This is a genomic window from Brevundimonas albigilva (genome assembly GCF_023503965.1).
Taxonomy (GTDB): Bacteria; Pseudomonadota; Alphaproteobacteria; order Caulobacterales; family Caulobacteraceae; genus Brevundimonas; species Brevundimonas albigilva.
In genome coordinates this window covers 499,312-521,726 of sequence record NZ_CP097298.1, presented here as the reverse complement: position 1 = coordinate 521,726, position 22,415 = coordinate 499,312, and the positions used below count along the sequence as shown (strand labels likewise).

The 22,415-nt window shown below is 70.8% G+C and carries 28 protein-coding genes, 3 tRNA genes and 2 pseudogenes; 17 read left to right on the top strand and 16 right to left on the bottom strand.

Annotation, left to right across the window (positions count from 1 at the left end):
• Window positions 1-20: 20 nt before the first annotated feature.
• The 3 genes from MU852_RS02725 to nadC are packed head-to-tail and all read left to right on the top strand — an operon-like array spanning window position 21 to window position 3,261.
• Window positions 21-890: a metalloprotease gene (locus tag MU852_RS02725; protein ID WP_249750914.1), complete on the top strand. Its 870-nt coding sequence runs from the start codon at window positions 21-23 to the stop codon at window positions 888-890.
• On the top strand, window positions 887-2,404 hold the full coding sequence (locus MU852_RS02720) for an L-aspartate oxidase (protein ID WP_249750913.1): 1,518 nt from the start codon (window positions 887-889) through the stop codon (window positions 2,402-2,404). Before MU852_RS02725 ends, MU852_RS02720 begins: the two co-directional genes overlap by 4 nt.
• Window positions 2,401-3,261, top strand: coding sequence for a carboxylating nicotinate-nucleotide diphosphorylase (gene nadC / locus MU852_RS02715; protein ID WP_249750912.1), 861 nt, complete (start codon window positions 2,401-2,403; stop codon window positions 3,259-3,261). The genes MU852_RS02720 and nadC overlap by 4 nt, the downstream gene beginning before the upstream one ends.
• Window positions 3,262-3,313: 52 nt before the next feature.
• Here nadC and MU852_RS02710 read toward each other — a convergent pair.
• From MU852_RS02710 to MU852_RS02680, 7 genes and pseudogenes are all read right to left on the bottom strand, one after another.
• Window positions 3,314-3,401 (bottom strand) — tRNA-Ser (locus tag MU852_RS02710).
• A 94-nt stretch (window positions 3,402-3,495) separates the two neighbouring features.
• Window positions 3,496-4,436 (bottom strand): annotated as a pseudogene (locus MU852_RS02705) (NUDIX hydrolase).
• A 4-nt stretch (window positions 4,437-4,440) separates the two neighbouring features.
• Window positions 4,441-5,082: a YfbR-like 5'-deoxynucleotidase gene (locus MU852_RS02700; protein WP_430641182.1), complete on the bottom strand. Its 642-nt coding sequence runs from the start codon at window positions 5,080-5,082 to the stop codon at window positions 4,441-4,443.
• A gap of 98 nt (window positions 5,083-5,180) precedes the next feature.
• Complete coding sequence (locus tag MU852_RS02695) at window positions 5,181-5,966, bottom strand: methyltransferase type 11 (protein ID WP_249750911.1); 786 nt, start codon at window positions 5,964-5,966, stop codon at window positions 5,181-5,183.
• A 75-nt stretch (window positions 5,967-6,041) separates the two neighbouring features.
• Window positions 6,042-6,902, bottom strand: a complete 861-nt coding sequence (locus tag MU852_RS02690) for an AAA family ATPase (RefSeq protein WP_249750910.1) — start codon at window positions 6,900-6,902, stop codon at window positions 6,042-6,044.
• A gap of 63 nt (window positions 6,903-6,965) precedes the next feature.
• The gene (locus MU852_RS02685) at window positions 6,966-7,160 is read right to left on the bottom strand and encodes a hypothetical protein (protein WP_249750909.1); all 195 of its coding nucleotides are present in this window, start codon (window positions 7,158-7,160) and stop codon (window positions 6,966-6,968) included.
• Between the two features lie 10 nt (window positions 7,161-7,170).
• The gene (locus tag MU852_RS02680; RefSeq protein ID WP_249750908.1) at window positions 7,171-7,503 is read right to left on the bottom strand and encodes a hypothetical protein; all 333 of its coding nucleotides are present in this window, start codon (window positions 7,501-7,503) and stop codon (window positions 7,171-7,173) included.
• A 265-nt stretch (window positions 7,504-7,768) separates the two neighbouring features.
• Between MU852_RS02680 and flbT the strand changes: the two genes are divergently transcribed.
• Both flbT and flaF read left to right on the top strand, forming a co-directional pair.
• The gene (flbT, locus tag MU852_RS02675; protein WP_249750907.1) at window positions 7,769-8,191 is read left to right on the top strand and encodes a flagellar biosynthesis repressor FlbT; all 423 of its coding nucleotides are present in this window, start codon (window positions 7,769-7,771) and stop codon (window positions 8,189-8,191) included.
• Window positions 8,151-8,513 carry a flagellar biosynthesis regulator FlaF gene (gene flaF / locus MU852_RS02670; RefSeq protein WP_249750906.1) on the top strand — a complete coding sequence of 121 codons (363 nt, stop codon included), beginning with the start codon at window positions 8,151-8,153 and terminating at the stop codon, window positions 8,511-8,513. Before flbT ends, flaF begins: the two co-directional genes overlap by 41 nt.
• A 248-nt stretch (window positions 8,514-8,761) precedes the next feature.
• Here flaF and MU852_RS02665 read toward each other — a convergent pair whose 3' ends face one another.
• The 8 genes and pseudogenes from MU852_RS02665 to MU852_RS02630 all read right to left on the bottom strand — a co-directional run bounded on the left by MU852_RS02665 (window position 8,762) and on the right by MU852_RS02630 (window position 14,038).
• Window positions 8,762-9,421, bottom strand: a complete 660-nt coding sequence (locus MU852_RS02665) for an exopolysaccharide biosynthesis protein (protein WP_249750905.1) — start codon at window positions 9,419-9,421, stop codon at window positions 8,762-8,764.
• A gap of 12 nt (window positions 9,422-9,433) precedes the next feature.
• Window positions 9,434-9,682: a DUF3008 family protein gene (locus tag MU852_RS18105; RefSeq protein WP_430641181.1), complete on the bottom strand. Its 249-nt coding sequence runs from the start codon at window positions 9,680-9,682 to the stop codon at window positions 9,434-9,436.
• A gap of 32 nt (window positions 9,683-9,714) precedes the next feature.
• Window positions 9,715-10,878, bottom strand: coding sequence for an isovaleryl-CoA dehydrogenase (locus tag MU852_RS02655; protein ID WP_249750904.1), 1,164 nt, complete (start codon window positions 10,876-10,878; stop codon window positions 9,715-9,717).
• 46 nt (window positions 10,879-10,924) lie between these two features.
• Window positions 10,925-11,227, bottom strand: coding sequence for a hypothetical protein (locus MU852_RS02650; RefSeq protein WP_249750903.1), 303 nt, complete (start codon window positions 11,225-11,227; stop codon window positions 10,925-10,927).
• A 140-nt stretch (window positions 11,228-11,367) separates the two neighbouring features.
• Window positions 11,368-12,006, bottom strand: a complete 639-nt coding sequence (locus tag MU852_RS02645) for a lysozyme (protein WP_249750902.1) — start codon at window positions 12,004-12,006, stop codon at window positions 11,368-11,370.
• 80 nt (window positions 12,007-12,086) lie between these two features.
• Window positions 12,087-13,501 (bottom strand): annotated as a pseudogene (gene mgtE, locus MU852_RS18100) (magnesium transporter).
• 66 nt (window positions 13,502-13,567) lie between these two features.
• Window positions 13,568-13,652, bottom strand: a tRNA-Leu gene (locus MU852_RS02635).
• 77 nt (window positions 13,653-13,729) lie between these two features.
• Window positions 13,730-14,038, bottom strand: a complete 309-nt coding sequence (locus MU852_RS02630) for a FliM/FliN family flagellar motor switch protein (protein ID WP_249750901.1) — start codon at window positions 14,036-14,038, stop codon at window positions 13,730-13,732.
• Between the two features lie 9 nt (window positions 14,039-14,047).
• On the opposite strand from MU852_RS02630, the gene lipB reads away from it, so the two are divergent.
• From lipB to MU852_RS02610, 4 genes are all read left to right on the top strand, one after another.
• Entirely contained in the window at window positions 14,048-14,764 is a 717-nt protein-coding gene (lipB, locus tag MU852_RS02625) for a lipoyl(octanoyl) transferase LipB (protein ID WP_249750900.1), read from the top strand.
• 270 nt (window positions 14,765-15,034) lie between these two features.
• A complete protein-coding gene (locus MU852_RS02620) occupies window positions 15,035-16,372 on the top strand; it encodes a hypothetical protein (RefSeq protein ID WP_249750899.1) in 1,338 nt (445 codons plus the stop codon).
• 79 nt (window positions 16,373-16,451) lie between these two features.
• Entirely contained in the window at window positions 16,452-16,943 is a 492-nt protein-coding gene (gene msrB / locus MU852_RS02615; protein WP_249750898.1) for a peptide-methionine (R)-S-oxide reductase MsrB, read from the top strand.
• A gap of 52 nt (window positions 16,944-16,995) precedes the next feature.
• Window positions 16,996-17,568 carry a hypothetical protein gene (locus MU852_RS02610; protein WP_249750897.1) on the top strand — a complete coding sequence of 191 codons (573 nt, stop codon included), beginning with the start codon at window positions 16,996-16,998 and terminating at the stop codon, window positions 17,566-17,568.
• A gap of 55 nt (window positions 17,569-17,623) precedes the next feature.
• Here the strand turns inward: MU852_RS02610 and MU852_RS02605 are convergent.
• A tRNA-Thr gene (locus MU852_RS02605) sits at window positions 17,624-17,698 on the bottom strand.
• A 394-nt stretch (window positions 17,699-18,092) separates the two neighbouring features.
• Between MU852_RS02605 and murA the strand changes: the two genes are divergently transcribed.
• From murA to MU852_RS02565, 8 genes are all read left to right on the top strand, one after another.
• Entirely contained in the window at window positions 18,093-19,382 is a 1,290-nt protein-coding gene (gene murA / locus MU852_RS02600; protein ID WP_249750896.1) for a UDP-N-acetylglucosamine 1-carboxyvinyltransferase, read from the top strand.
• Window positions 19,372-19,839 carry a DUF2948 family protein gene (locus MU852_RS02595; protein ID WP_249750895.1) on the top strand — a complete coding sequence of 156 codons (468 nt, stop codon included), beginning with the start codon at window positions 19,372-19,374 and terminating at the stop codon, window positions 19,837-19,839. The genes murA and MU852_RS02595 overlap by 11 nt, the downstream gene beginning before the upstream one ends.
• Window positions 19,836-20,303, top strand: a complete 468-nt coding sequence (locus MU852_RS02590) for a UPF0262 family protein (RefSeq protein WP_249750894.1) — start codon at window positions 19,836-19,838, stop codon at window positions 20,301-20,303. The genes MU852_RS02595 and MU852_RS02590 overlap by 4 nt, the downstream gene beginning before the upstream one ends.
• Window positions 20,304-20,406: 103 nt before the next feature.
• Complete coding sequence (gene infA / locus MU852_RS02585) at window positions 20,407-20,625, top strand: translation initiation factor IF-1 (RefSeq protein ID WP_008261544.1); 219 nt, start codon at window positions 20,407-20,409, stop codon at window positions 20,623-20,625.
• A 12-nt stretch (window positions 20,626-20,637) separates the two neighbouring features.
• The gene (locus tag MU852_RS02580; protein WP_249750893.1) at window positions 20,638-21,213 is read left to right on the top strand and encodes a Maf family protein; all 576 of its coding nucleotides are present in this window, start codon (window positions 20,638-20,640) and stop codon (window positions 21,211-21,213) included.
• Window positions 21,210-21,620, top strand: a complete 411-nt coding sequence (locus MU852_RS02575; protein WP_249750892.1) for a S1 domain-containing protein — start codon at window positions 21,210-21,212, stop codon at window positions 21,618-21,620. Before MU852_RS02580 ends, MU852_RS02575 begins: the two co-directional genes overlap by 4 nt.
• Complete coding sequence (locus MU852_RS02570) at window positions 21,587-22,234, top strand: ribonuclease E/G (RefSeq protein ID WP_249750891.1); 648 nt, start codon at window positions 21,587-21,589, stop codon at window positions 22,232-22,234. Before MU852_RS02575 ends, MU852_RS02570 begins: the two co-directional genes overlap by 34 nt.
• Before the next feature lie 3 nt (window positions 22,235-22,237).
• Window positions 22,238-22,402, top strand: coding sequence for a DNA gyrase inhibitor YacG (locus MU852_RS02565; RefSeq protein WP_249750890.1), 165 nt, complete (start codon window positions 22,238-22,240; stop codon window positions 22,400-22,402).
• Window positions 22,403-22,415: the final 13 nt, after the last annotated feature.

Below are 22,415 nucleotides of genomic sequence, written 5' to 3'. Positions count from 1 at the left end.
CGAGGCCCATCTGAACCGCCATGAGCGACACCGAAAACACCCTTCGCAAGCCGGGCCGCGCCCCAGGCCCCTGGGACCCCAAGCCCGAGGCCGCCCCCGTCGCCGGGCCGGCCCGCGCCACGGCCCCCGCCGCGGACCAAGCGCCGGTCGAAAAGGACCAGAGCCTGGTCTGGGCCGCGGCCTCCACCCTGCTGATGGGCGGCTTCCTGTGGTGGATCACCGGCAGCGTGATCGTGGCCGGCGCCATCCTGTTCGGCCTGTTCGTGCACGAGGCGGGGCACGCCCTGGTGATGAACGGCGTGGGCATGGGGCCGGCGCGCATCTACATCATTCCGTTCCTGGGCGGTCTGGCCAAGGGCCGGCGCGAGCCCCGAAGCGAATGGGACGGGGTGCTGGTGTCGCTGGCGGGGCCGGCGTTCGGCCTTCTGGCCATGATCCCCTTCGTCGCCGTCGGCCTGGCGACCGGGCAGGGCGAGTGGATGGCGGGCGCCTTCTTCATCGCCATGCTGAACCTGGTGAACCTGGTTCCCGCGCCGCCGCTGGACGGCTCCAAGGCGCTGGGGCCGGTGCTGACCCGGGTGCATCCGCGGCTGGAGCAGGTCGTGCTGCTGGTCATCGGCGCGGCCGTGGTCTGGTGGGGCGTCTCGACGGGGCGGTTCATCCTGGCGGTCTTCCTGGGCCTGGCGGTCGTCGCGCACCTGAAGCGGGGCGTGTGGCGTCCGGCCTGGGGAACGCTGAGCTGGCTCGAGGCGGGCAAGAGCCTGGGTCTGTATCTGCTGACGGCGGCGCTGTGCGGCGCGGCGGCCGTGGGCGCCCTGCTGCCGGTGGCGGAGGGTTCGCCCGCCGACGCCGTGCGGCTGGGCCTGGCCTATCTGGGGTTCGGGCGATGAACCGCGTGCGCCATGACGGGGTGCTGGTGGTCGGCGCGGGCCTGGCGGGGCTGTCGGCGGCGCTGGAGGCGGCGCGCGCGGGGGCCAGGGTGCTGGTCGTCACGCCCGAGCCGCTGCTGAGCGGCTGTTCCTCGGCCTGGGCGCAGGGCGGAATGGCGGCGGCGCTGACCGCGGCGGATTCGCCCGTCCTGCACGCCCGCGACACCGAGGCGGCCGGCGCCGGCCTGGTCGAGGCCGAGGCGGCGCGCGCGCTGACGGACCGGGGCCGCGAGACGGTGGAGTGGCTGGCCGCCCTGGGCGCGCCGTTCGACCGGGACGCCGACGGCGGCTTCGTCGTCAGCCTGGAGGCGGCGCACAGCGTGGCCCGCGTCGCCCGCGTGGGCGGCGACGGGGCCGGGCGGGCCATCCTGTCGGCCGTGGTCACGGCCGTGCGCGCCGAGAAGGCGATCGAGGTCTGGGAAGACGCCCGGCTGACCGGCCTGTTGCAGGACGAGACGGGCCGCGTGGTCGGCGCGGCGGTGGGGCGCGGCGGGGCCGGGCGACGCCTGGAGATCGTCGCGCGAGCCGTGGTGCTGGCGACCGGCGGCGCGGGCGGCCTCTACGCCGCGACGACCACGCCCGGCGCGCTGAAGGGCGAGGGGATGGCGCTGGCCGCCCTGGCCGGGGCCGAAATCCTGGATCCCGAGTTCGTGCAGTTTCATCCCACGGCGATGGACGTGGGGCTGGACCCCGCGCCGCTGGCGACCGAGGCGCTGCGTGGCGAGGGGGCGCGGCTGATCGACGGGGCCGGACGGTTCCTGCTGGGCCAGGCGGCCGACGCCGACCTGAAGCCGCGCGACGTGGTGGCGCGGGCCGTCCATGCGGCGCGGATGCAGGGGCGCGGCGCCTTTCTGGATGCGCGCGCAGCGGTGGGCGAGGCCTTCCCGCACGAGTTTCCCGCCGTCTTCGCCGCCTGTCTGAGAAGCGGGCTGGACCCGCGCGTCAGTCCGATCCCGGTGATGGCGGCCTGCCACTATCACATGGGCGGGATCGCCGCCGAGGTCGACGGGCGCACCAGCCTGGCGGGCCTGTACGCGGTCGGAGAGTGCGCCGCGACCGGCGTGCACGGGGCCAACCGGCTGGCGTCCAACTCGCTGCTGGAGGCGGCCGCCTTCGGACGCGGCGCGGGCCGGGCGGCGGCGGCCCAGACCGGAGGCGGGCGGCCGCGCCCGGCGCCCCGGCTGGCCGACCTGCCAGAGGCGGCGCTGGCGGAATTGCGGGCGGCGATGACCGATCATGTCGGGGTGGTGCGGGACGCGGCGGGCCTGTCGGGCGTGCTGGCGCTGATCGACCGGCTGGAGGCCGAGAACGGCCCGGCGGCGCCGCTGATCGCCGCGCGGCTGGTCGTGCAGGCGGCGCTGGACCGGCGCGAAAGCCGGGGCGGGCACTATCGCTCGGACTATCCGGAAACGGCGGCCGAGGCGCGGCGCACGCGGGTGCGCCTGACGCAGCCGGAAATGCTGGCGGCGGAATGATGCGAAGCCTTCCCGACGTCATGATCGAGCCCGTCGTGCGCCTGGCCCTGGCCGAGGACCTGGGGCGGGCCGGGGACGTGACGGCCGCCGCCTGCATTCCGGCGACGGCGCGGATGACGGCGGCCTTCACCGCGCGCAAGCCCGGGGTGCTGGCCGGGATCGACGCGGTGCGGCTGGCCGTGCGGGCGATGGACGCCGAGGCGCGCGTCGACCCGCGTCATCGCGACGGAGAGGCGTTCGAGGCCGGGACGGTGCTGGCGGTGGTCGAGGCGAACGCGCGCGCCTTCCTGTCGGCCGAGCGGACGGCGCTGAACCTGCTGGGCCGGCTGAGCGGGGTGGCGACCCTGACGCGCGCCTATGTCGAGGCCGTCGCGGGCACGAAGGCGCGCATCGCCGACACGCGCAAGACCACGCCGGGCCTGCGGGCGCTGGAGAAGCACGCGGTCGCCTGCGGCGGCGGGATCAACCACCGCTTCGGCCTGGACGACGCCATACTGATCAAGGACAACCACGTGGCCGTCTGCGGCGGGGTGGGGCAGGCCGTGCGCCGCGCCCGCGCCTTCGCGCCGCACCTGATGAAGGTCGAGGTCGAGGTGGACGGGCTGGACCAGCTGGACCAGGTGTTGGCCCTGCTGCCCGAGGGCGTCGGGCCGGACGTCGTCATGCTGGACAACTTCAGCCTGGCGGACCTGCGCCGGGCCGTGCGTCGCGTGGACGGACGGCTGACGCTGGAAGCCTCGGGCGGGGTGGACCTGACCACGGTGCGCGCCATCGCCGAGACCGGCGTCGACGTCATCTCGGTCGGCGCCCTGACCCACTCCGCGCCGAATCTGGACATCGGCCTGGACGCGCTCTGACCCGCGCCGTCGGCCGGGATCGGCGGATCAGACCAGGCTGTTTTCGGCGGAATGGCGGAGAGGGGGGATTCGAACCCCGGTACCCGTAAAGGCACGCCGCATTTCGAGTGCGGTACATTCAACCACTCTGCCACCTCTCCGCGAGGCCGTTTCCATGAAGGCATGGTTGAGCGAGCGGCTTCTCTAATGGGCGGCGCGGCGCATCGCAAGCCGTTCGTGAAAGAAATCCGTCCGCTATCGCTGGGCGGGCAGGGACAGGCCCGGAGCGGCCCCCGCCTGGGGATCGACGCCGCGAAACCGGAAGAGTTCGGCGGGCCGGCCGCCGGTGGCGGCCGACATCACGCCGGTGGGCTCCACCAGGCCCGTGCGCTCCACCCCGCGACGGAAGTTCTGCTTGTGCAGCGACAGCCCGGCGATGGCCTCGGCCGCGGCCTGAAGCTGGGACAGGGTGAAGGTCTCGGGCGTCAGGTCGAACAGCACGGGGCGGTATTTCAGCTTGCTGCGAAGCCGGCCCAGGGCCGTCGCCAGGATCCGGCGGTGGTCCGAAGCCATCGGCCGGCCGGGCGTGTCGGGCGGGGCGGGCTGGTCGGCGTCGCGAAAGGCCTCGGCCACCAAGCGCGCCTCATAGAGCAGCTCGTAGCGCTCCAGCACCCGCTCCTCGTTCCAGCGGTGGTCGGGGGCCAGGGCGAACAGGGCGCGCGCGCGGGCCAGGCGGCGCGGGTCGGCGCCGGCCCAGTCCAGCAGGCGCTGGGCGACGGCGGCGGGCAGGGCCGGCGCGCCGCCGCGCCGGTCCTCCCACGGGAAGAAGTCGAACACCGCGTCCCAGCGCGATCGTGGGTCTGGTCGTCGGCCGCGTCGGGCGTCAGCGCCAGATAGCCGACCGAGACCTCGCGCATCTGGTCCGGGCCCGGCGTGGCGCGCGGCGAGGCGCGGCCGGCGTCGCCGAAGGTGTAGAGCTGCTCGACGAATCCCAGGCGAAAGCCGGTCTGGTCGGTCACATAGTCGCGCAGCGCCCGCTCGAACGTGCGGTCGCGGGCGGGGTCGAAGGGGCCGAAGGGCAGGGCGCGGACGCCGCCTTCGATCGGCGCGGTCAGAACGACGGCCTGGGCGCCCCGCAGGGTCATGACGACGACCGACAGGCCGATGCGAACCCCCTGTTCCGTCGCCTGCGCCATGTCCCTACTCCGTGTGCCAGGCGTCGTCGGAGGGGATCAGACCGACCGCCTTGGCCAGCACCTGGTATCGCTCCAGATAGCGGGCCTGGGCGACCGAGGCCGGCTGGGGCTCGATCACCAGGCTGTAGCCGGGCGGGGGCGACCCGAAAAAGCCCAGGGATTCCTTTTCGGTGAAGCCCGCCAGCTGGGTGGCCTCGAAGAAGGCGCAGGCTTTATCCGCCTTCTTGATCAGGGACTTGATGGTCTGGGGCGTCTTGGGCGGCAGTCCGTAGCGGACGTGGATCGCCGCCTCCAGCCGCGCCTCGAACTCCTTGTAGCCCGAGCCCAGCGCCGCCTTGAACGGCGAGATCATGTCGCCGATCACATATTCCGAGGCGTCGTGAAGCAGGGCGGCCAGGCGCCATTTCGGGTCCAGGCCCGGCTTGATGTGGGCGGCGATCTCCTCGACCACGACGCTGTGCTGGGCGACGGAGAAGGCGTGCTCGCCGATGGTCTGGCCGTTCCAGCGCGCCACGCGCGCCAGGCCGTGGGCGATGTCCTCGATCTCGATGTCGAACGGGGAGGGATCGAGCAGGTCCAGCCGGCGGCCGGACAGCATCCGTTGCCAGGCGCGGGGTTCGTTCTTCTTCCGGGGGCGCTCGGCCAAGTCGTCCGTCCTGCAGTCGTTGGGCAGGTCAGGTGACGCATTGCGCGCCGCGGATCAAGGCGCGGCGGCCCGATAGGGCACGCCAAGCGTGGAAAAGCCTAGTCGCCGACGTTCAGGGCGACCAGGTCCTTGGCGGCGTCGAACACCCGGTCATGCCGATCCTTGGAGCGCACGGCCGCCACCACCAGGGGGCCGCCGGCGGGGCCTCGCGCCTCGAAGCCGACCTGGCGCCAGCCGCCGGGCGGTACCGCGTCGTCGGCCAGCAGGAAGGTGACGCGGGTGCTGTCGCCGGGCGCGCGGGTGCGCACGCGGGTCGTGTCGCCGGCGGAGTCGACGCTGACGGCGGTCTTTTCGGTGCGAACGCCCTGGCCGTCCGCGGACTGGATGTTGATGCCGGCGATGCGGACGCTGGCCTTGTCGCCCTGGGTCTCGATGTGCAGGCCCGGCAGGCTGACGGTGGCGTCCTCGCCCTTGGCCTGGATGTTGACGCCCGGCGCCTGGACCGAAGCGGTTTCCGGCTGGTCTCCGTCATCGGCGCGGGCGTCGATGCGGACGGCGGCCTGGGGCATGGCCGCCAGGGCGTCCTGCTCGAACCGCGCCAGCGCCTGTTCGACGGTGAGACCGTCCAGCGGCACCAGATGCAGCACCACCTCGGAGCCGCGCGGCCCGCCATAGGTGCAGGCGGCGCCGCCCGGATCGGCCGAACCCTTGCGCGTCAGGGCGCCCAGCGTCTGGGGGCATTGCAGCGCGTCCACCACCTTCAGCACGCCCAGGGCGTCAGGGGAGGAGGAAGAGGTGGTGGTCGTGGTGATGCGGACGGCGTTGTCGCCGTCGCAGCCGGCCAGGCCGGCGGCAAGCATCAGGGGGATCAGAACGAAACGCATGGTCGACACCTCTTGTCGCCGGTCATTGTGCGCCTGGCGCGCCGCCGTTCCAGTGAAATCGAGGTAATGCCGGCCTCAGCCGCCGGGCCGGCCGCCTTCGCGGCGGTTCAGGAAGGCCAGCCGCTCGAACAGGTGCACGTCCTGTTCGTTCTTGAGCAGGGCGCCGTGCAGCGGCGGGATCAGCTTGTTCGGCGCCTTTTCGCGCAGGGTCTCGGCGTCGATGTCCTCGACCAGCAGCAGCTTGAGCCAGTCCAGCAGTTCCGAGGTGGAGGGCTTCTTCTTCAGGCCCGGCGTGTCGCGGATCTCGTAGAAGGTCCTGAGCGCCTCGGCGACCAGGCGCGGCTTTACGCCGGGGAAGTGGACCTCGACGATCGCGGCCAGCGTCTCGGCGTCCGGGAAACGGATGAAGTGGAAGAAGCAGCGGCGCAGGAAGGCGTCCGGCAGCTCCTTTTCGTTGTTGGAGGTGATGATGACGATGGGGCGGATGTCCGCGCGGATGGTCTCGTCGGTCTCCTGGACGTAGAACTCCATCCGGTCCAGTTCCTGAAGCAGGTCGTTCGGGAACTCGATGTCGGCCTTGTCGATCTCGTCGATCAGAAGGACGGGGCGGACGGGGGCGGTGAACGCCTCCCACAGCTTGCCCTTCTTCAGGTAGTTGCGGACGTCGTGCACGCGTTCGTCGCCCAGCTGGCTGTCGCGCAGACGGCTGACGGCGTCGTATTCGTAAAGGCCGTTGTGGGCCTTGGTCGTGGACTTGACGTGCCAGGTGATCAGGGGGGCGTCGAAGGCCTTGGCGATCTCATAGGCCAGGACGGTCTTGCCCGTGCCGGGCTCGCCCTTGATCAGCAGCGGCCGTTCCAGCGCCACGGCGGCGTTGACCGCGACCTTCAGGTCGTCGGTGGCGATATAGCGATCGGTGCCTTCGAACCGGCCCATGAAAAACCCGCTCCGTGAATGTCACGAAGCGGGTTAGCGGATCGGGGCGATCCTGAACAGCGATCAGGTGATGCGCTTGGCCGAGACCGGGTCGCTGGCGGGGAAGGTTTCCTCGATGCCTTCGTCGACCAGGGCTTCCTGGCGGCTTTCGGCCTTGCGGTCGCCTTCGTTCAGCTGATCAGGCTTGGCGGCGTCGGCGGGCGCGCGCTTGGCGTGCGGGGTGTCGGTGTCGGCGTCGCGACGGGCGTCCTTGTCCATGGGTCTCTCCTTATCGTTGCGGTTGATCGGCGTCCGCGTCGGGGCCGTAACCGAGGTCTTCGATGTCGTCGTCCGAGAGGCGCTTGGCCTCCCAGTGCGCCGCGCTGGCCTGGGCCCCGCGCTGGTTCCGCATCAGTCCGGAATAGACGAGTTCGACCTCGTCGTCGGCCTGGGCGCCGTTGCTGTCGGCGTCGGACTGGTTGCGCTGCTCGCCGTCGACGCCCAGCAGGGCGTCGGCTTCGCGCTCGACCCCGTCCAGGGCCAGCTGGTCGTCGATGTCCAGGTCGTCCTCGTCGAAGGCGTCCTCGTCGGCGTCGCCGTCGGCCTGGGTCACGTCCAGCACCGGATCGGCCTCGTCCAGCAGAATTCGCCGTCGCCCTCGTCGTCGAGATGCGTCTCGTCGAAGGTTTCGGACTGTTCCTGATCGTCGTCAAAATCGATGTCGGCCATCGTTCGCCTCCTGTCTGGTTCGACAACGTGAGGCGGGGGCTAGGCGTTCCCACGGACCCGGCGGACAAGGGATGGTTAACCCTGCTTCTTTAACCTGGATTCGTTCCGGTCGGCTTATGACGCAAGCGATCGCGCCGGATCGTGGGAGTCCTCCGCCGATGCCTTTGAAGCTGTCTCTCAAGCCGGGCGAGAAGTTCGTGCTGAACGGCGCCGTGGTGCAGAACGGCGATCGTCGGGGCGTGTTGATCCTGCAGAACAAGGCCAGCGTCCTGCGCGAGAAGGACATCATGCAGGCCGAGGACGTCACCACGCCCGCGCGCCGCATCTATTTCCCGATCATGATGATGTATCTGGACGAGGGATCGGCGGCCAAGTTCTACGACGAGATGGCGCTGCGCATCACCGAGTTCATGGGCGCCACCCGCAATGCGGACATCCTGGCCGAGTGCGTCTCGGCGTCGCGCCACGTGCTGGCGCGCGAATACTACAAGGCCCTGATGTCGGCCCGCAAGATTGTCGAATATGAAGAGAGAGTGCTGAATGTCGCTTCAGGCGTACACGGCGGCGGCGACCCGGACTGAGTCGCCGCGCGACATGGAGTATCGCCTGTTCGGTCAGGTGACGCGCGCGCTCGTCCACGCCTCGGGCGTGGAGCCGACCGACGTGGCGACGCGGATCGACGCCCTGGACTGGAACCGGCGGCTGTGGAGCGCGCTGGCGACCGACTGCACCAGCCCGCACAACGCCCTGGGCCAGTCGATGCGGGCGCAGATCATCTCGCTGAGCCTGTTCGTGAACCGCCATTCGTCGGCCGTCATGCGCGGCGAGGAGACCTTCCAGGACCTGATCGACCTGAACCGCATGATGATGCAGGGCCTGTCGGGCCAGCAGCAGGCGGCCTGACGGCGCGCCCTTCACGAAATCGGGAAGCCTCTTTGCACAAGGCCTTGGGGCGTCTTACCTTTCATCTCCCTGTTCAACAGTCGAAAGGAGGTGATCCAGTGTCTCATTGTCATCAATCGCGTGCGGTGGCCGCGACCCTGGGCCTCGGAGAGGTTCGGGCCTGATCCTTTCAGGCTGAGTTGCGGTCCGGCCGTTCGCGGTCAGACAATGAAGGGCCGTCGCGGCGACGCGGCGGCCCTTTTGTTCTCTCAGCCCGCCAGGTGGGCGAACCAGCCCGCGACGTGGTGGGCCACCTCCACCACCGTGGCCCAGATCAGGAACAGGTACAGGCCGCAGGCCGCCGTGGCGATCACGCCCAGGATGATGGCGGCGCCGTCGCGCTGCATCATGCCCATGGCGAACAGCACCAGGGCGATGCCGGGCAGGGCGTCCCCGAACGGAATGGGCAGCGCCATGATCAGCGCCAGGACCACGCAGACCAGGCCGGTCACGATGTCGGCGACCTCGCCGGTGAGATAGTGCAGGCGGGGCCGGGTCAGCGCCTCGACCCTGCGGATCAGTTTCATGATGCGCGAGACGCCCGATCGGTAGGCCGCGCGGCTGACCGAGGCGCGCAGGGCCCAGCGGGGCAGCCAGACGGTGTCGCGCTGAAACGCCAGCTCCAGCGACATCAGGATTATGGGCAGGGCGAAGACCGCCTTGCCGCCCGGCGGCCAGGGCAGAAGGGCCAGCAGCGAAAGCACCAGGATGATCGCGCCGAAGCCGCGCTCGCCAAAGGCGGCGACCAGTTCCTGCAGCGTCAGTTTCGGGTCCGCGCCCTCGCCCAGGGATTCCAGCACGTCGGAGAAGCGGCGCGTGGCGTCGGTCTGGTCGTCGATCGGGGGCATCGGCAGCGGCGCTCGGGTCACGGTTGGAGGCATTTAGGCGAGATGATCCCGGCCCGCCACATACCGTTTCGTAAGATCGCCAAGCCGCCGCGCCGCAGGCTCAGCGCTTGACGTGCTCGGGCTTGCCTTGCGCTTGGTGTGGGCGAATTCCTCGAGCTGCTTTTCGCTCATCGACAGCATCGACTTGGACGCGCCCTTCAGTTCGGACTTGGGCGTGTCGCCGCGCTTGGCCGACAGGGCGGCGCCGGCGGCCTTTTGCTGGGCGGCGGATTTGGCGGGCATGGGGATGGTCTCCTTCCGTGAAGGAGAAGCCGTCAGCTTCCCAGCAGTTCCCGGCCGATCAGGAAGCGGCGGATCTCGTTGGTGCCGGCGCCGATGTCGTAGAGCTTGGCGTCGCGGACCAGCCGCTCGACCGGCCATTCCCTGGTGTAGCCGGCGCCGCCGAGGGCCTGGACGGCTTCCAGCGTGACCTTCACGGCGTTCTCGGAGGCCAGCAGGATGGCGCCGGCGGCGTCGTAGCGGGTGGTCTTGCCCTGGTCGCAGGCGCGGGCGACCGCATAGACGTAGGCGCGGGCGCTGTTCAGGGCCACGTACATGTCGGCCACCTTGGCCTGCATCAGCTGGAACGAGCCGATGGCCTTGCCGAACTGCTTGCGGTCGCGGACGTAGGGCAGGACCACGTCCAGCGCCGCCTGCATGATGCCCAGCGGACCGGCCGACAGCACCGCGCGCTCATAGTCCAGGCCGCTCATCAGCACGGCGGCGCCGCGTCCTTCGCCGCCCATGATGTTGTCTTCGGGGACTTCGCAGTCCTCGAACACCAGTTCGGCGGTGTCGGAGCCGCGCATTCCCATCTTGTCCAGCTTCTTGGAGACGCTGAAGCCCTTCATGCCCTTCTCGATCAGGAAGGCGGTGACGCCGCCGTTGCCGTCGCCGGTGCGGGCGTAAACCACCAGGGTCTCGGCGTGCGGGGCGTTGGTGATCCAGAACTTGGTCCCGTTCAGGACGTAGCGGTCGCCCTTCCTGTCGGCGCGGGTCTTCATCGACATGACGTCCGAGCCGGAGCCGGCCTCCGACATCGCCAGGGAGCCGACGTGTTCGCCCGAGATCAGCTTGGGCAGGTATTTCGCCTTCTGCTCGGGCGTGCCCCAGCGGCGGATCTGGTTGACGCACAGATTGGAGTGGGCGCCGTAGGAAAGGCCGATCGAGGCGGAGGCGCGCGACACCTCCTCCATCGCCACGACGTGTTCCAGGTAGCCCAGGCCCAGGCCGCCGAACTCTTCCTCGACAGTGATTCCGTGCAGCCCCAGTTCGCCCATCTCGGGCCACAGGTCGCGCGCGAAGGTGTTGGTCGCGTCGATCTGGGCCGCGCGCGGCGCCAGCCGGTCGGCGGCCCAGCGGGCGGTCGTGTCGCGAATGGCGTCGGCGGTCTCGCCGAGGCCGAATTCCATGGATTGGGGCGCGAAGGGAATGCTCATGCCCAAGGGCGTAGCATCGCGCACGGCCCTTCGCCAAGCGCGGCCTTCAGCGGCCGGGACGGCCCCAGCGCTGATACAGGTTCCAGCCCGCGACCGCGATGCAGGCGACGGCGATGACGCCCAGGGCGGCGCCGATCAGTCCCGTGTCGCCGCCGCCCGGATGCGCCGCACGACGAAAGGCGGCCCCGGCGGCCCCCAAGGCCACCATGCCGAGCGCGCCCAGGATGAAGAAGGGCCAGGGGCTGCCCGGATCGGCGCTGGCGGGGGCCGGCTTCAAGGTCTCGGCGGCCTCGGCGGGGGCGGCGGCCTCGTCAGTCTGTGCGGCCGGGGCGTCGCCCGACCACACCACGCGGGTGTCCGCCGGGGCGGGGTCCGCAGCCGCAGGCGCGGGCGGGGCGTCGTTGGCCGCCGACAGGGCCAGTCGGTCCGTGGCGGTCCGTTCGGTCAGCGTCAGAACCGCCCCGGCGTCGAGAGACGCCGGGGCCGCTCTTATCGGATCACGGGCGGTGAGGGGACCGTCCGTGCCGAAACCCGCCGGAGCCGAGGCTCCGAAATCGGCGTCGTTCGCGCTGGGGAAAGGCGCCACGTCGGCGTCCTGGGGCGAGGCGTCCTGCGGCGCGGCCACGGCCGGAAACGGCGCCAGAGCTGCATCAGCAGGTCGACCAGGGCGGCGGGCGCGCCGGGCGCGGTGTTGAACAGGGCGCGCTCGGCGGTGCGGCGACGCGGCGGCAGATGTGCCTCGGCCGCGTCGTGCCAGCCCAGGATGGCGGCGGCGGCGTCCTGCGGCCGGCCGGCGTTGACCAGGACCAGGACGTCTGAGACCAGGAACCGCTCGACCCCGACCGAGAAGGCGAAGCTGGCCAGGGCGTCGAACTGATGCCCGTTCAGCGGGACCGTGACCGCCTCGCGCACGGCGCGCACCACCGGGATCAGGTCGTACTGAAGCAGCAGTTCGGCGTCCGATTCCGAGACGGTGGCGCCCTCGCGGGCCGAGGCGGTGTGGCCATAGCCGATCACCCACACGCCGTCGGCGCGGCGCACGGCCGCCGGGCGAAAGCCCTCGAAGCTCTTGATCAGGATGACCCCGGCGCGGGACACCTTGTTCGGATTCACTACGGCTTCGGACACGATTGACCCAATTCGATACGGAGGCGGGGCCCTCGCACCGATCTCAGCAAGGGGCGGGCCGACCTACGCCCGCCTCGCGGCTAAAGCAGGACGATCGTCGCCAGGCCCAGGAAGATCAGGAAGCCGAAGAAGTCCGTCGTCGCCGTGACGAACACGGCCGAGGACACCGCGGGGTCCAGCTTCAGCCTCGACAGGGTCAGGGGCGTCAGCATCCCCACCATCGCCGCGACCAGCAGGTTCAGCACCATGGCGGCGGCGATGACCAGGCCGATGCGCCAGTCCTCGTCGCGGAACCAGAAGGCGGCCGCCACGCCGATCAGCGGCGCCAGGACCAGGCCGTTGGCCATGCCCACCGCCAGTTCGCGCAGGAAGGTGCGCGTGGCGTTGGCCGAGTTCAGCTCACGCGTCGCCAGCGCCCGCACCGTCACCGTCAGGGCCTGGGTCCCGGCGTTGCCGCCGATGGCCGACACGATCGGCATCAGCACCGCCAGGGCCACGATCTGCTGGATGGTGCCCTCGAACAGGCCGATGACGCTGGCGCCCAGGGCCGCGGTGGCCAGGTTGATCGCCAGCCAGGGCACGCGGCCGCGCACGATCTCGGCCACGCTGGAGCCGCGATCCTCGTCGGACACGCCGGCCAGGCGCAGGATGTCCTCGCGGTTCTCTTCCTGGATGATGTTGACGATGTCGTCGACGGTGATCTGGCCCACCAGCCGCCCGCCGGCGTCGACCACGGGCGCCGAGATCAGGTGGTATTTCTCGAAGATGTAGGCGACCTCTTCCTGGTCCTGGTCGACGGCGATCTCGTTGATCGGGTCCATCAGGTCCGACAGGGGCGTGGACCGGGGGCGCGCAGCAGGCTGCTGACCGCCACGCCGCCGACGGGGCGGTTCACGGGATCGACCACATAGATGTCGAAGAACAGTTCGGGCAGGTCGTCGCCCTGGCGGCGGATGTGGTCGATGGTGTCGCCGACGTTCCAGAACTGGGGCGCGGCCATGACCTCGCGCTGCATCAGGCGGCCGGCGGAATCCTCAGCATAGCCCAGGCTGCTCTCGATGGCGGCGCGGTCGACCTCGGGCATGGCGGCCAGGACGCGTTCGCGCTGGTCGTCCTCCAGGTCCTCGACCACGGCGGCGGCGTCGTCGGAATCCAGTTCCTGCAGCGCCTCGGCCAGGGTGCCGTGCGGCACGCGCTCCAGCACCTCCTCGCGGATGCCGTCGTCCAGCTCGGGCAGGGTCTCGGCCAGCAGTTCGGGCGGCAGCCACAGCACCACCACGGCCCGGTGCTCGGCCGTCAGGAAGCCCATCAGGTCGGCGACGTCGGCGGGGTGCAGGTCTTCCAGCAGCGAGCGCAGCCGCATTCCGTCGCCGTCGTCGGCGGCGTCCACGACCTTTTCGACGAAGCCGGGCGTGAGGACGTAGTCCTCGTCCAGGGCGACGTGTTCCTCGACATCCGGCTCGGCGCTCAGGAGGGCGGTGTCCGTGGTGCTCACGTTGTCGCCTCCCGTTGGTAGTGTGCCCAGCCGCAGTTAGCCGATGAATCGCCCTGTCAAACCAGATGGTGCGGTCGAGAAGACTCGAACTTCCACGGGTTGCCCCACAGCGACCTCAACGCTGCGCGTCTACCAATTCCGCCACGACCGCTCGCATCGGAGCGGCGGCGAATAGACGAGTGGGCGGCGGGTGTCTAGTGCCAGCAACGACGTCGCCGGGACGGGCCGTCAGGCCGCGCCGGCCATGAAGTCATAGACGTCGGCGGGGCGGGTCACGGTGATGGCGATGCGGTCGTCGCGAATCTCGATCTCGCCGCGCGCCACCGGGTGGTTGTTGGCCAGGATCCACACCTCGTCCCGCTCGGAGGCGTCCAGCGGAATCACCGCGCCGCGGCCCATGCGCAGCAATTGGGACATCGGCAGCACCGACCGGCCCAGCACCACGGAGATTTCGACGTCGACAGCTTCGATCTGGCTCAAGATGCGATCCGGTTCACTCGGGCGCGCGCCCTTGCGCAACCGCCCCGCCGCCCACATTGAAGGGTCATGCTTGCCGAGCCGTTAAGTCCCCCGTCCAGGACGCTGTTTCGCGACGACGATCGTCCGGTCGAATGGGCGGTCTCCGCCGCCCCCGTCGACTATGCGGCCGCCGAGGCCTTCATGGAGGCGCGCGTCGCCGCCATCGCCGCGGGCGAGGCGGCAGAGATGGTGTGGCTGCTGGAGCATCCCCCGCTCTACACCGCCGGCGTCTCGGCGCGGGACGAGGACCTGCTGGACGCCGGGCGTTTCCCGGTCCACCGGACGGGGCGGGGCGGGCAGTTCACCTATCACGGCCCCGGCCAGCGCGTGGCCTATGTGATGCTGGACCTGGGCCGGCGCGGGCGCGACGTGCGGGCCTTCGTGCGCGGGCTGGAAGGCTGGCTGATCGAGGCGCTGGCCGCCTTCGGCGTCCCGGCGGGCGTGCGCGACGGCCGCGTCGGCGTGTGGGTCGAACGCAAGGGCGCGGGCTGGGCGCGCGAGGACAAGATCGCCGCCATCGGCGTGAAGGTCCGCAAATGGGTGACCTTCCACGGCGTCAGCCTGAACGTCGAACCCGACCTGTCCCACTTCGGCGGCATCGTGCCGTGCGGCATCCAGGAGCATGGGGTGACCAGCCTGGTCGACCTGGGCGTCCTGGCGGCGATGGACGAGGCGGACGGCGCGCTGCACGACAGCTTCCGCCGCCTGTTCGGCCCGACGACGCCGGCGACGCCGCCCCTGTAGGCCGCGCCGCATCGCCGCATCCGGGGCGATGCGAGGGCGAAAAGGCGGCCTGCGGGGTTGGCAAGCGTGGGGACGTTAAGCTTTAACGTCGTCGCCCCCTTCGTGAGCAGGCTTCAGGAGTTCCCCCATGACCCGCATGTTCGCCGCCGCCTCGGCCCTGGCCGTGGCTCTCGCCGCCGGCGCCGCCTCGGCCCAGGATTTCCGCGCGCTGGCGCAGCAGGACCTTCAGGCCGCGCACGACGCCTTGGCCGCCAACCATCCATCGCCGCCGTGGTTCCCGGCGCCGCCAGCGAGGACTTCCGCGCCTGGATCGACGCCGGCCTGCAAGAGGCCCTGGGTCAGGTCGGCCGCGTCAACAGCGGCGACAGCCACGCCTATCTGATGCGGTTCTACGCCAACGGCTTCCGTGATTCGAACATCGCCATCCGCCCGACCTATGACGGCCTGGGGCCGTTCTTCGCCATCGGCTGGCCGGGGCTGGCGACGGCCTGGCGCAACGGCGAATACGTCGTCTCCTATGTGCAGCCGGGCGTGCGGGGCCTGCCGCCGGTCGGCGCCGTCTTCGTGGGCTGCGGCGAGGAAACCGCCGCCCAGATGGCCTCCGAAAAGCTGGACCGCTGGGAAGGCGACCTGACGACCGAGGCGGGCAAGGTGCGCACGGCGCCCTATCTGCTGTGGAACCGCAACAACCCGTTCGCCGGCGGCGTTCCGACCGGGGAATGCCAGTTCAAGCAGGGCCGTCGCACCCGCGACTATCGCCTGCCGCCCCAGACCGTCGACCGCGCGGCGATGGAAGCCGCCTACCGCGCCAGCGTCTATACGCCCGGCGCCAATCCGCTGGCGGTCGAAACCGTCGACGGCCGTCCCTGGATCCACGTCCACAGCCTGGCCGACGACGCGGGCTGGGACGCCTTCTACGCCGCGGTCGAGGCGCAGCTGCCGGCGATCCGCGGGCCGCAGGGCGTGGTCATCGACCTGCGCGGGGCCAACGGCGCCGCGCTGAACGCCACGTCGCGCGGCTATGGCCTGGCCAACCGCATCTGGACGCCGGAGTTCACCGTCAGCCGCCAGCCCGAGGCCGGCTCCGTCACCTATCGGGCCACCCCGGCCAACCGCCAGTGGTTCGTCGACACCCTGGCCCGGATGCAGGCCGATCCGCGCTTCGTCCAGGAATCGGCGCCGATCATCGAGCAGACCCAGGCCATCGTCGCCGCCTTCGATTCGGCCCTGGCGGCCAATCAGGCGACCTTCACCCTGCCGGGCCGCCCGTCGGTGCCGGACACGGGCGCGGCTAACCCTGTGCAGGGGCCGGTGATCGTGCTGGTCGACGGCGGCTGCACCAGCGGCTGCCTGGACACGCTGGACCTGCTGACGCGCCTGCCGAACGTGCGCCTGGCCGGATCGGCGACGGCCGAGGATTCGATCTTCATCGAGCCGACCGTGCTGCGCCTGCCGTCGAACTATGCGGAGCTCAGCTACGGCCACAAGGCCTGGATGACGCGCGAGCGGGGCAACGACGCGCCGTTCACGCCGGCCCAGGGCCTGGCCTACACCGGCAATCCGACCGACGAGGCGGCCGTGCGGACCTGGGTGGGCACGCTGTTCTAGGCGCGCCGCCAGGCCTGATCTTGCAGGCGGGGGCCGGGCAGGGGTGGAACCTCTGTCCGGCCCTTCTTATTTGCGTGTCATGACCGACACCGACACGCGCCCCGCCCAGCCGTCCCCCTCGGGTTTCGACCTGACGCCGCCCACCGACGAAGAGCGCGCCCGGCTGGAGGCCGATCTGTCGCCGGAGGAGAAGCGGGTGCTGCTGGCGCACGGCACCGAGGCGCCGTTCTGCGGAACCTTGCTGGGCGAAAAGCGCGCGGGCGTCTTCTGCTGCCGCGAATGCGGCCTGCCGCTGTTCCGCAGCGGCGCCAAGTTCGAAAGCGGCACAGGCTGGCCCAGCTTCACCGAGCCGGTCGATCCCGCCAACGTCCGGGCGGTGCGCGACACCAGCTACGGCATGGTGCGGGTCGAGACCCGCTGCGCCCGCTGCGACAGCCACCAGGGCCACGTCTTCCCCGACGGGCCGCCGCCGACCGGCGACCGCTACTGCATCAACTCGGTCGCGCTGACCTTCGTGCCCGAGGGCGAGCCCTTGCCGGACCCGCTGGGCCGGGGCGACGGAAAGGCCTGACCTTGGCCGCAATCGCCGTGATAGGATGGCGTCAGCGTAAGGAGTATCGACCATGTTGATCGCCAGCCTGCTGACCATCGCCGCCCTGGCCGATCCCGACGGCGTGGTGACCACGGCGCCGACCGGCGCGCTGGACCTGGCCGCCGCGGCTTCGGCGCCGGCGCCGGTCGCGGCGCCCGCTCCGACGGCCCAGGACGCCACGCCGCACGGCATGACCACCGAGGAGCAGATCCAGCGCTGGCTGGCTGCGCGCGAACGGGCGCCGTCCTTCGAGGAAGCCGTGGCCGCCGCGCCGAGCGACGATCGCGAGATCCACGGCATGGTGGAGGCGGGCATAGGCACCGGCGGCTATCGCAGCTACGGCGCGGCCGTCTCCCTGCCGGTGGGCGAGAACGGCCGCCTGGACCTGGCGTACCGCGAGGGCCGCAACCAGCCCTATTATTGGGGCTATCCCGGCGCGTTCGGCCCGACCTACGGCCCGACGTATGGCCTGGGGCGCTATCGCGGCTATGACGGCGGCGACAGCCGCACCCTGTCGATGGGCTTCTCCTGGTCCAAGGATCGCGACGACGACCGCGACTCTTGGCCGAATTCTCCCGGTCGGGGCGGTCTGCTGGCCGATTGAGCGGCGGCGCAAACGAAAAAGGCCCGGCGGATCGCCGGGCCTTTTCAGTCTCAGATGGTGCCGCCGGGCAGGATTGAACTGCCGACCTCAGCCTTACCAAGGATGCGCTCTACCACTGAGCTACGGCGGCCCCGACTGAGGAAGCGGCCGTATAGCCAAACCCTTCCGGCGATGGAAGCCCGTTTTTGACCTGAGCAAAGAAAGTTTGGACAGAACCCCGGATCGCGCCATGATCGCGCCATGAGCCAGCCGCCGCATGACGCCGATACGCCGCCCGACGCCGGGACGCCGCCGAATCCGTCCGATCATCAGCGCCTTCGGCGGCGGACAAGGCGCGGATGGAACGGGCCGCGCGGCTGGCCTCGGCGCTGCGCGAGAACCTGCGGCGCCGCAAGGCGCCCCGGCCGGCGGCGCCGCTCAAGGACCGCAACTGAAGTTCATCGGTCCGCGGCCTTTCCCGCCGGTGCGGCCGCTTGCTAGAGAGGCGATCCCCCGGCGTTCGATCCGGGCGCTTCAAGGACGTCATGGACAGCATCGCCATTCAGGGCGGCGCCCAGCTTCACGGGGACATTCCCGTCAGCGGCGCCAAGAATTCCGCCATCAAGCTGATGGCCGCCTCGATCCTGACGGATCAACCGCTGCGGCTGACCAACATGCCGCGTCTGGCGGACACGCGGTTCCTGGGACAGCTGCTGCGCCAGTTCGGCGTCGAGGTCACCGAGACCGACGGCCCGGACGGTCAGGAAAGCCTGTTCCACGCCGCCGAGCTGACCTCCACCTTCGCGCCGTACGACCTGGTTCGCCAGATGCGGGCCTCGTTCAACGTGCTGGGGCCGCTGCTGGCGCGCACCGGCCACGCCAAGGTTTCTTTGCCGGGCGGTTGCACCATCGGCGCGCGTCCGGTGGACCTGCACCTGCAGGCGCTGACGGCGCTGGGCGCGGCGATCGAACTGGAGGAGGGCTATGTTTCGGCCACTGCGCCCAAGGGGCTGAGGGGCGCCGAGATCGAGTTTCCGTTCGTCTCCGTGGGCGCGACCGAGCACGCGCTGCTGGCCGCCGTTCTGGCCGAGGGGACCACGGTCCTGCGCCGCGCCGCCCGCGAGCCCGAGATCGGCGACCTGGCGCGCTGCCTGACGGCGATGGGCGCCCGGATCGACGGGATCGACACCGACGTCCTGACCATCACCGGCGTGCCCTCGCTGGGCGGGACCACCTGGTCGGTGATCCCCGACCGGATCGAGATGGGCTCCTACGCCGTGGCGGCGGCCATGGCGGGCGGGCAGGTGCGGCTGACCAAGGCGCGCGCGGACCTGATCGCGGGCCTGACCGACAAGATGGTCGAGGCGGGCGTCGAGGTTACGCCGACCGACGACGGGGTGGTGATCCGCCGCGACCCGAAGCAGCGGCTGAAGGCGGTCGACGTCGAAACGGCCATCTATCCCGGCTTCGCCACGGACCTTCAGGCCCAGTTCATGGCCCTGATGACCACGGCCGAGGGGGTCAGCACCATTCGCGAGACCATCTTCGAGAACCGCTTCATGCACGTGCCGGAGCTGGCGCGGCTGGGCGCGGACATCGCCGTGCACGCGGGCGAGGCGCACGTCACCGGCGTCGAGGCGCTGCACGGCGCCCAGGTGATGGCCACCGATCTTCGCGCATCGATGTGTCTGGTCATCGCCGGCCTTGTCGCCGAAGGTGAGACGACGGTCGGCCGCGTCTATCATCTGGATCGCGGGTTCGAGCGTTTGGAAGAGAAGCTCGGCGCCTGCGGGGCTTCGATTCGCCGGATCAAGGAAACGGGTGATGAGCACTGACATCGACGCCTCCGCGCCCGCTTCCGACGCGCCGGTCGAGCCGCTGCGTCTGCTGGCGGAGGACGCCGACGATCTGCAGATCATCTCCGCGGCGCTGCAGGATGCGATCCTGCGCCCCATCGACATCGTCTGGGAGAAGCAGGCGCGCACCGTCACCATCGCCTTCAGTCGCTTCTGCTGGGAGTGCGGCGGCACGCGCGTCCGCTCGGCGATGCAGTTCGGCGACGTGACTGCGGTCAAGAGCCGCCGCCTGCCGCGCAATCCCGACGCTTCGCTGGAACTGCTGGCGCTGGACTTCCTGCCGACCGAGGCGCCGGGCGGGCGGGTCATCCTGATGTTCGCCGGCGGCGGCGACCTGCGGGTGGACGTCGAATGCCTGGACGCGGTGGTCACCGACATCTCCGAGCGCTGGCCGGCGCGGGTGGCCCCCACCCACCTGGGCGAGGCGGAGGCATGAGCGGCCCGCACGTCCTGACCTCGGTGGACCTGGACGCCGCCACCCTGCCGGCCGCCACCGCCGAGATCGAGCACGAGCGGCGGGTGGCCATCTTCGACCTGGTCGAGAAGAACAGCTTCCAGCCCGTCGATTCCGAAGGCGGGCCGTATTCGTTGAAGCTGTCGCTGCAGGACAACCGGCTGGTGTTCGACATCGCCGGGCCGGCCTTCTCGCGGACCTACGCCCTGAGCCTGACGCCGCTGAAGACAGTGCTGCGCGATTATCTGCTGATCTGCGACAGCTATTACGAGGCGCTGCGCGGCTCCTCGCCCAGCCAGATCGAGGCCGTCGACATGGGCCGCAGGGGGCTGCACAACGAAGGCGCCGACCAGCTGACCCAGCGGCTGGAGGGCAAGGTCGCCCTGGACCGGGAGACGGCGCGCCGGCTTTTCACATTGGTGTGCGCCCTCTACCGTCGCGGCTGACCTCGACTATCTGTGCATTTTCGGGCATTAGGCCCGTCCGTTCCGCCCCACGCGCCCGCCCGGCGTGGGGCCGATGTCGTTTTCGACGGGCGTGAGAGGCCGCATGGCTAAGGAAGAACTGCTCGAGTTTCCCGGCACCGTCAGCGAACTGCTGCCGAACGCCACCTTTCGCGTGACGCTCGAGAACGATCACGAAATCATCGCCCACACGGCCGGCAAGATGCGCAAGAACCGCATCCGCGTGCTGGCCGGCGACAAGGTCCTGGTCGAGATGACGCCCTATGACCTGACCAAGGGCCGCATCACCTACCGCTTCAAGTAAGGGCGGGCTCGCGTGAGCCGTCCCGAACTGGTGCTGGCCTCGGCCAGCCCGCGCCGCATCGAACTGCTGGCGCAGGTCGGGATTCGTCCCGACCACATCGACCCCGCCGACATCGACGAGACGCCGCTGAAGGGCGAGACGCCGCCGCGTCTGGCGCAGCGCCTGGCCGTGTCCAAGGCGCGGGCGGTGGCGGCCCGGCGGCCCGAAGCCGTCGTCGTCGCCGCTGACACCGTGGTCTCCGTGGGCCGCCGTCTTCTGGAAAAGGCGGCCGACGAGGCGGAGGCGGTGCGCTTTCTGAAACTGTTGTCCGGGCGGAATCACCGCGTGCACACCGGCGTGGCCGTGGTTCGCGACGGCCGCCTGTCGGTGCGGGTCAGCGAGACCCGCGTCAGCATCAAGCCGCTGTCGGACGCCGAGATCGACGCCTATGTCGCCACCGGCGACTGGCGAGGCAAGGCCGGCGGCTACGGCATCCAGGGGCCCGCGGGCGCCTTCGTCCAGCGCATCGTCGGCAGTCATCCCGCCGTGATGGGGCTGCCGCTTTATGAGACCGTGCAACTGCTGAACGGCGTCGGCTGGCGGCCATGACCGGCCCGACCGATCCGGAGGTCTTTCTCGACGACACGCCGGGAGAGATGCGCGGCGTGATCGCGCGCGGCGGCCGCTACACCCATCTCCTGATCCATCGCGACGCGGACGCGCCCCAGCATCGCCTGGGCGCGCGATCGGTCGGCCGGGTGACGCAGGTCAATCCGGGCCTGCGCGGCGCCTTCGTCGACCTGGGCGCCGAAGCCGACGCCTTTCTTCCCCTGGGCCGGAACGATTCGCTGGCGCAGGGCGCGCGGGTCGAGGTGGTCGTCGTCGCCGAGCCGCGCGGCGGCAAGGGTGCGGCGGTTCGCGGCCTGGGTGCGGGGAGGGGGCGCCGCGCCTGCTCGAACCCGGTCCTTCGATCGCCGACACCTTGCGCCGCCTCGCGCCCGGCGCGCCGATCCTGACGGGCGTCCCCGCGATCGACGCCTCGCGCGAGGCCGAATCGGAGGCCCTGGCCGAGGTCCATGCGTTTCCCGGCCACGGGCTGGACCTGGCGGTCCAGCGCACCCGCGCCCTGGTCGCCGTGGATATCGATTACGCCCCCGCGCCCGGCCGCGACCCGGCCAAGGGTCGGGCGCGCGCCAACGCCGAGGGCCTGCGCCAGGCCGCCCGGCTGATCGGCCTGAAGGCGTGGGGCGGCCTGGTGATCGTCGATGCGATCGGCGACGGACGCGACGGAGAGGCGCTGTCCCGCGCCGTCCGCGCGGCCTTCGCAGAGGATTCGCAGGCGGCGTTCGGGCCGGTCAGCCGGTTCGGCCTGGCTCAGTTGTCCCTGCCGTGGACCCGCACCCCGGTCGAAGAGGTCCTGAGCCCGAGCGGCCGCACCCACGCCCAGGCCCTGGTCCGCGACCTGAGGCGCCATATATTGACGGACACGGCGACCGCGCGCGTCGTCGCGCGTTGCGCCCCCGAGGAGGCGGCGGTCGCGACGCCGCTGGTCGCCGCCCTGGGGCCCCGCGCGGCCGTGGTCGCTGACCCGTCCGTCGCGCCGGGGCGCGGCCGTATCCAGGAGGACTGACGCATGGCCCTGTGCCCCATCTGCCGCAAGGCGGACGCCGATCCGAAGTACAAGCCCTTCTGTTCGCGCCGCTGCTCGGACCTGGATCTGCAGCGCTGGTTCGCCGGCTCCTACGTCATTGCGGGGGAGCCGTCGGACGGCGCGGACGAAGAACCGCAAAAGGACTGAATCCGACGCTGGA

What these genes read in the sequence shown, in the direction of transcription:
- MU852_RS02725 (WP_249750914.1), top strand. Translation starts at nt 21, where the DNA reads ATGAGCGACACCGAAAACACCCTTCGCAAGCCGGGCCGCGCCCCAGGC.
- MU852_RS02720 (WP_249750913.1), top strand. Translation starts at nt 887, where the DNA reads ATGAACCGCGTGCGCCATGACGGGGTGCTGGTGGTCGGCGCGGGCCTG.
- nadC (WP_249750912.1), top strand. Translation starts at nt 2,401, where the DNA reads ATGATGCGAAGCCTTCCCGACGTCATGATCGAGCCCGTCGTGCGCCTG.
- MU852_RS02695 (WP_249750911.1), bottom strand. Translation starts at nt 5,966, where the DNA reads ATGCGTTTCGTTCTGATCCCCCTGATGCTTGCCGCCGGCCTGGCCGGC.
- MU852_RS02690 (WP_249750910.1), bottom strand. Translation starts at nt 6,902, where the DNA reads ATGGGCCGGTTCGAAGGCACCGATCGCTATATCGCCACCGACGACCTG.
- MU852_RS02685 (WP_249750909.1), bottom strand. Translation starts at nt 7,160, where the DNA reads ATGGACAAGGACGCCCGTCGCGACGCCGACACCGACACCCCGCACGCC.
- flbT (WP_249750907.1), top strand. Translation starts at nt 7,769, where the DNA reads ATGCCTTTGAAGCTGTCTCTCAAGCCGGGCGAGAAGTTCGTGCTGAAC.
- flaF (WP_249750906.1), top strand. Translation starts at nt 8,151, where the DNA reads ATGTCGCTTCAGGCGTACACGGCGGCGGCGACCCGGACTGAGTCGCCG.
- MU852_RS18105 (WP_430641181.1), bottom strand. Translation starts at nt 9,682, where the DNA reads ATGCCCGCCAAATCCGCCGCCCAGCAAAAGGCCGCCGGCGCCGCCCTG.
- MU852_RS02655 (WP_249750904.1), bottom strand. Translation starts at nt 10,878, where the DNA reads ATGAGCATTCCCTTCGCGCCCCAATCCATGGAATTCGGCCTCGGCGAG.
- MU852_RS02630 (WP_249750901.1), bottom strand. Translation starts at nt 14,038, where the DNA reads ATGTGGGCGGCGGGGCGGTTGCGCAAGGGCGCGCGCCCGAGTGAACCG.
- lipB (WP_249750900.1), top strand. Translation starts at nt 14,048, where the DNA reads ATGCTTGCCGAGCCGTTAAGTCCCCCGTCCAGGACGCTGTTTCGCGAC.
- msrB (WP_249750898.1), top strand. Translation starts at nt 16,452, where the DNA reads ATGACCGACACCGACACGCGCCCCGCCCAGCCGTCCCCCTCGGGTTTC.
- MU852_RS02610 (WP_249750897.1), top strand. Translation starts at nt 16,996, where the DNA reads ATGTTGATCGCCAGCCTGCTGACCATCGCCGCCCTGGCCGATCCCGAC.
- murA (WP_249750896.1), top strand. Translation starts at nt 18,093, where the DNA reads ATGGACAGCATCGCCATTCAGGGCGGCGCCCAGCTTCACGGGGACATT.
- MU852_RS02595 (WP_249750895.1), top strand. Translation starts at nt 19,372, where the DNA reads ATGAGCACTGACATCGACGCCTCCGCGCCCGCTTCCGACGCGCCGGTC.
- MU852_RS02590 (WP_249750894.1), top strand. Translation starts at nt 19,836, where the DNA reads ATGAGCGGCCCGCACGTCCTGACCTCGGTGGACCTGGACGCCGCCACC.
- infA (WP_008261544.1), top strand. Translation starts at nt 20,407, where the DNA reads ATGGCTAAGGAAGAACTGCTCGAGTTTCCCGGCACCGTCAGCGAACTG.
- MU852_RS02575 (WP_249750892.1), top strand. Translation starts at nt 21,210, where the DNA reads ATGACCGGCCCGACCGATCCGGAGGTCTTTCTCGACGACACGCCGGGA.
- MU852_RS02565 (WP_249750890.1), top strand. Translation starts at nt 22,238, where the DNA reads ATGGCCCTGTGCCCCATCTGCCGCAAGGCGGACGCCGATCCGAAGTAC.